Origin of the sequence: Albidovulum sp. (assembly GCF_049646345.1) — a bacterium.
Taxonomy (GTDB): Bacteria; Pseudomonadota; Alphaproteobacteria; order Rhodobacterales; family Rhodobacteraceae; genus Albidovulum.
This window is the reverse complement of sequence record NZ_JBARVQ010000094.1, coordinates 1-4,870: the sequence shown is the minus strand read 5'-3', so window position 1 is coordinate 4,870 and position 4,870 is coordinate 1. Positions and strand designations below refer to the sequence as shown.

4 protein-coding genes are annotated in these 4,870 nt (G+C 65.9%); 1 reads left to right on the top strand and 3 read right to left on the bottom strand.

All coding sequences use genetic code 11. From position 1 onward, the window contains the following. A partial coding sequence (locus WBB85_RS02380; RefSeq protein WP_432637022.1) for a heavy metal translocating P-type ATPase occupies nucleotides 1-1,581 on the bottom strand: 1,581 nt, incomplete at its 3' end. A 127-nt stretch (nucleotides 1,582-1,708) separates the two neighbouring features. Between WBB85_RS02380 and WBB85_RS02375 the strand changes: the two genes are divergently transcribed. Beyond that, nucleotides 1,709-2,506 (top strand): nucleotidyltransferase domain-containing protein, encoded by a 798-nt coding sequence (locus WBB85_RS02375; RefSeq protein WP_432637021.1) that lies wholly within the window; start codon nucleotides 1,709-1,711, stop codon nucleotides 2,504-2,506. A gap of 8 nt (nucleotides 2,507-2,514) precedes the next feature. On the opposite strand, the gene WBB85_RS02370 is transcribed toward WBB85_RS02375, so the two are convergent. Together WBB85_RS02370 and WBB85_RS02365 are read right to left on the bottom strand one after the other, a co-directional pair. Next, nucleotides 2,515-3,726, bottom strand: coding sequence for an efflux RND transporter periplasmic adaptor subunit (locus WBB85_RS02370; protein WP_432637020.1), 1,212 nt, complete (start codon nucleotides 3,724-3,726; stop codon nucleotides 2,515-2,517). A gap of 4 nt (nucleotides 3,727-3,730) precedes the next feature. Further along, a partial coding sequence (locus tag WBB85_RS02365) for an ABC transporter permease (protein ID WP_432637019.1) occupies nucleotides 3,731-4,870 on the bottom strand: 1,140 nt, incomplete at its 5' end.

Below are 4,870 nucleotides of genomic sequence, written 5' to 3'. Positions count from 1 at the left end.
GGTGAGCACATCGACCTCGTCGAACCCTTCGGCGATATGAATATCGGTGACCTTCGGATGGCCCTCTGTCAGGGTTCCGGTCTTGTCGAAAGCAACGACCTGCACCTCGGCCAGCCGCTGCAACGCGTCGCCGCGGCGAAAGAGCAACCCCAGTTCCGCCCCGCGCCCGGTGCCGACAAGGATCGAGACCGGGGTGGCGAGGCCCATGGCGCAGGGGCAGGCGATGATCAGGACGGAGATCCCGGCGACAAGCGCATGGGTCAGCGCGGGTTCCGGCCCGATGAACAGCCAGACCGCGAAAGCGAGGACCGCAAGCGCCATCACCGCAGGCACGAACCAGAGTGTGATCCGGTCCACCAGCGCCTGAACCGGCAGCTTGGCGCCCTGCGCATCGGCGACCATGGCTATGATGCGCGCGAGCACCGTATCGGCGCCGGTCGCCGTCACCCGGTAGGACAGAGCGGACTGGCCGTTTACCGTGCCGCCGGTCACGCCCGCGCCTTCGGATTTTTCGACCGGGGCGGGTTCACCGCTCAGCATGCTTTCATCGATCCAGCCGTGCCCGGCAGTCACGATACCGTCAACCGCAACCCGCTCGCCCGGGGCAAGCCGGACGATGTCGCCTTGTGTCAGGGCCTCGACCAAAACTTCCACGACACCGCCCGCCCGCTCAACCCGCGCGGTCTTGGGGCGAAGGCCGATGAGGCGACGGATCGCCTCGCCCGCCTGCCCCTTGGCACGCGTTTCCAGAAGCCGCCCCAGAAGGATCAGGGTGACGATGGTCGCGGCGGCCTCAAAATAGACCCCACGCGCGGCTTCGGGCAGCAGCGAGGGGGTGAAGGTGGCGACGGTGGAATAGGCGAAGGCGGCAAGACTGCCCAAGGCCACGAGCGAGTTCATCTCGGGCGCGCCGCGCAGGAGTGCCGGGATACCGTAACGGAAGAAAAGCGCGCCGGGGCCAATAAGGATCGCGGCGGTCAGCACGAACTGGATGCGCCAGGAATTGACCTCGCCCAAACTGCCCATGACCCAGTGATGGAAGGCGGGCAGCATATGAGTGCCCATGGCCAGCACCACCACCGGCAGGGCAAGCATAGCAGAGAGCGCGAAGGTCCGGCGCAGGCGGGTCGCCTCATCCGCATGACGATCTGCAGGCGGCGCATCATTCGTCACCGGCCGCGCGGCATAGCCCGCCGCCGTGACAATCCCGGCGAGGGCTTCGGGTGTGTTGGTGCCGGAGAAATAGCTGACGCGCGCCGATTGGGTGGCAAGGTTCACCTCGGCCCCGGTCACGCCCGGCACGGCCTGCAAAGCCCGCTCCACCCGACCGACGCAGGAGCCGCAGGTCATACCCTCGACATTCAGCCGCGCCTCGGTCGCAACTGCCGGATAGCCTGCAGCACTGAGCGCCCCGGCAAGCGTCGCGACATCGGTGCCGGAGAACGCGACCCGCGCCGTGCCTGCCATCAGGTTGACCTCGGCCTCTTCGACGCCAGGCACCGCCTTCAACGCCCGCTCAACGCGGCCGACACAGGAGGCGCAGCTCATGCCCTCGACGGTGAAGGTTGTCTGGGTGGTCATCGGCACTCCTTCCGCCGATAGATGTGGCCTCGCGGGGGTAAAGTCAAACCCCCGGCGGATGGCGGATTTCCGCGGCAAATCGCCTTCATTCTTGCTGCCGGAGGCGGCGGGACGCAGACTGCGCCCCATGAATCATCATGACCTTATCGAGCATGTCAGACACTCGCTGGCGACAGCACCCGCGCTGAATGCCCTGTTCCTTGGCGGCAGCCACGGGCAGGGGCAGGCCGACCGCTTCAGCGACATTGATTTCATTGCCCTTGCAGAGGCTGAACATCACGAGGCTTTGGCCGCGAAATGGCGCACGGCGCTTGAGGATCTGGCGCCGGTGGTCTTCTGGTCCGCGCGGCAGGGGGCTGGGGGGTATCTGGTCAATGCGATCCTTGCCGACTGGACGCGCTGCGATCTTTATCTACGCCCGGTTTGCGCCTTCAGCGGGCGGGCGCGCAATACGGTGCAGCCCCTGATCGACCCCGGCGGGATCTGGGATACCTTGCCGCCCGAATTGCCCGGAAGGGAACCGGATGCGCGCCGCGTCAGCTATATCATACATGAATTCATCCGGGTTCTCGGCCTTACGCCGGTCGGTGCCGACCGCGGCGAATATGTGTTGCTGGTGCGCGGCACGGGCATTCTGCGCGATCTGCTGAGTGATCTGATGATTGAGGAATGCCCGCTGCCGGAGCGCGGCGGGGCCTTGCATCCCAGTCGCCTGATGTCGGCGCAGGACATGGCCGAGCTTGCCGCCCTGCCCTGCCCGGCACCCGACCGTGACGCCGTGATCGCAGCGAATATCGCGATTTCTGAAGCCTTCTTCCCCCGGGCCCGCCGCATCGCCGCACGGGTCGGGCTGGACTGGCCCGACGCATTCGAAACCGCAACCCGCCAGTATCTTGAGCGCGAGCTTGGCATGCGCTTCGCCTGACATTCGGGTCAGAGCGCCCCACGCGCAACGACCGGCACGCCATCGGTGATGGCGTCCGAAGGATGCAGGATCACCCGGTCGCCTTGCCCCAGACCTTCGGTGATTTCCGCCGCGATCCCGTTGCGGTGACCGATCTTGACCGCGGTCAGGACGGCGCTTTGCCCGACAATCCGGAACACGGCCCAATCGCCCTGCTTGCGAAAGAGCGCCGAGAGCGGCACCTGCAACACGTCCTCGCCCTGCCATGTGACAATCCTCAGATAGACGGCGTAACGGTCGCTGAGACCGGCCCGGATATCAGGCGGGCTGACGAAATCAAAAACCGCATCGACGCGCTGCTCCTCGATCCCGAGGGCTGAGAACCTTGTATGGGCAGAAGGCTCGACACTGCGCAGCTCGGCCTCAAGGGCAACCGGACCGCCCCAGCGTTCAACGATGGCAGGGCTTCCCGGCACGAGGCCGACCGCATCGGCCGAGAGAAGATCGGCGACGATTTCCAGATCGTCGGTGCGGCCAAGCGTGACCAGACGCGTGCCCGCCGCGACCGGCCCTTCGCTGACGATATCGACCGACAGCACGGTTCCGGTGATCGGCGATTTCAGCGTCACGCAGCAGGTATAGCGGCTGCCCCCCGGCATGCCCGGTTCTATCAGGGCCGCGCGGGCGCGCTGGAGCCTGCTGCGCGACATCGTCACATTCGACTGCGCCGCCTCCCGCGCGGCAAGCCTGATGGCAAGGATCTGGCTCGCATCCTCCAACTGGGTCTGGGAGGACACGCCGCGTTCGGCCAGCGTCCGGGCACGCTCATATTGCGAGCGGGCATAGCTCAGTTCCTCCTCAGCCTGCCGGAACTGCGCCTCGGCGGTCGAGAGGGCCGCCTGCGCCTCTGCCACCGCCGCCTCAGCCTGTTCGCGCGAGCGGCTGTCGAGCAGCGCGGGGGCTGCGGGTTCCACCACCGCGACAACGGTTTCGCGGGCGGTGACGGGATCGCCGACCTCAACCGGCGCGCGGCGCACGGTGCCCGAGATCGGGGCCGAGACCTCATAGACATCGCGGATGCGGGTTTCGCCGTCGGCATTGACCGTGACGAACATCGCTCCGGCAGAAATCTCGGCCACATCCACGGGGACAGGTTCGGTGCGAAACCCGATCCAGCCGAGCCCGACAAGGGCGCCGATGCCAATGATGCCGATGATGTACTGGCGGGGTTGCAGGGCCATGGGCTCACTCCCTTGTTTTCATGACGGCGACGAGGTCGAGCCGGTCGATGCGGCGGCGCACGACCAGCGCCGAGGCAAGCGCGGTCAGCAGCACGATAAGGCTGGCGCGGGCGAAGGTGGCCGGGCGTATGACGAAGGGGATTTCGTAAAGGTCGCTGTTGACCCCTTGTGTCAACGACCAGGCAATGCCCATCCCGGCAAGCCAGCCAAACGGTTGGGCGAGAAGGGCCAGAACCATTGTCTCGCCCACCAGAATGAACGACACCTCGCCGCGCGAGAAACCGAGGATGCGCAGGCTGGCAAGCTCGCGCGCACGTTCAGAAAGCTGGATGCGCGCGCCGTTATAGGTGACGCCGACCGTGATCAGGACCGCGATGACGAAATAGACCGTGGCGGTGACAGTGATGTTCTTCTCAATCGTTTCATCAAAGGACCGCCGCATATCGGTCAGCATCGCCGTGGCCCCCAGGGCCGGCATGTCCTTCAGCGCCCGATGAAACGCCGCCCGCTGACCCTGATCGAGCGTCACATTCGCAGAGGAAACCTGCGGCGCCTGCCGCCGGATCGTGTTCAGCGTTTCGAAATCGGCATAGGCGGCAAGGCCGATATACTGATCGACCGTGGCCGTTACCGGCAGAAAAACGGTTTCGCGCCGCCCCGAGAGAAACGCCACCTCCACCGCTGCGCCGACCTCAAGATCCAGCTGATGGGCAAGCCGTCTCGACAGCACCAGCCCGCCCGGCGGCGCGGCCATGATCCGCCCGGTATCGGTCACAACCCGCGACAGATCCGCATCCGGTCTGCGCGCCTCGATGCCGACATGCTTTTCCAAATGACCGTTGCGCAGGATCGCAGGCGCGCTCAACTGCCCCTCGATCTGTAACACGCCGGGGATTTCGCGAATGGCGTCGACGGCGGATTCGGGTAGCGCATCGGTGAACATCAGGACCGCATCCTGCCGGTTAGAAAGGTCGAATGTCGTCACCATCATCTTGTCGAGCGCATCGTCGAAAAAGCTTGCCGCGGCAAGAACCGCCACTGCCATGGCAAGGCCAAGCGAACTTGCCGCCGCGCGGACCGGCCAGCGCAGAATCGAGCGCAGGATCATCATCGCGGGCTGCGACAGGCGCAGGCTGGCCATCAG

Coding starts and splice junctions, on each gene's coding strand:
- WBB85_RS02370 (WP_432637020.1), bottom strand. CDS start 3,726: ATGGCCCTGCAACCCCGCCAGTACATCATCGGCATCATTGGCATCGGC.
- WBB85_RS02375 (WP_432637021.1), top strand. CDS start 1,709: ATGAATCATCATGACCTTATCGAGCATGTCAGACACTCGCTGGCGACA.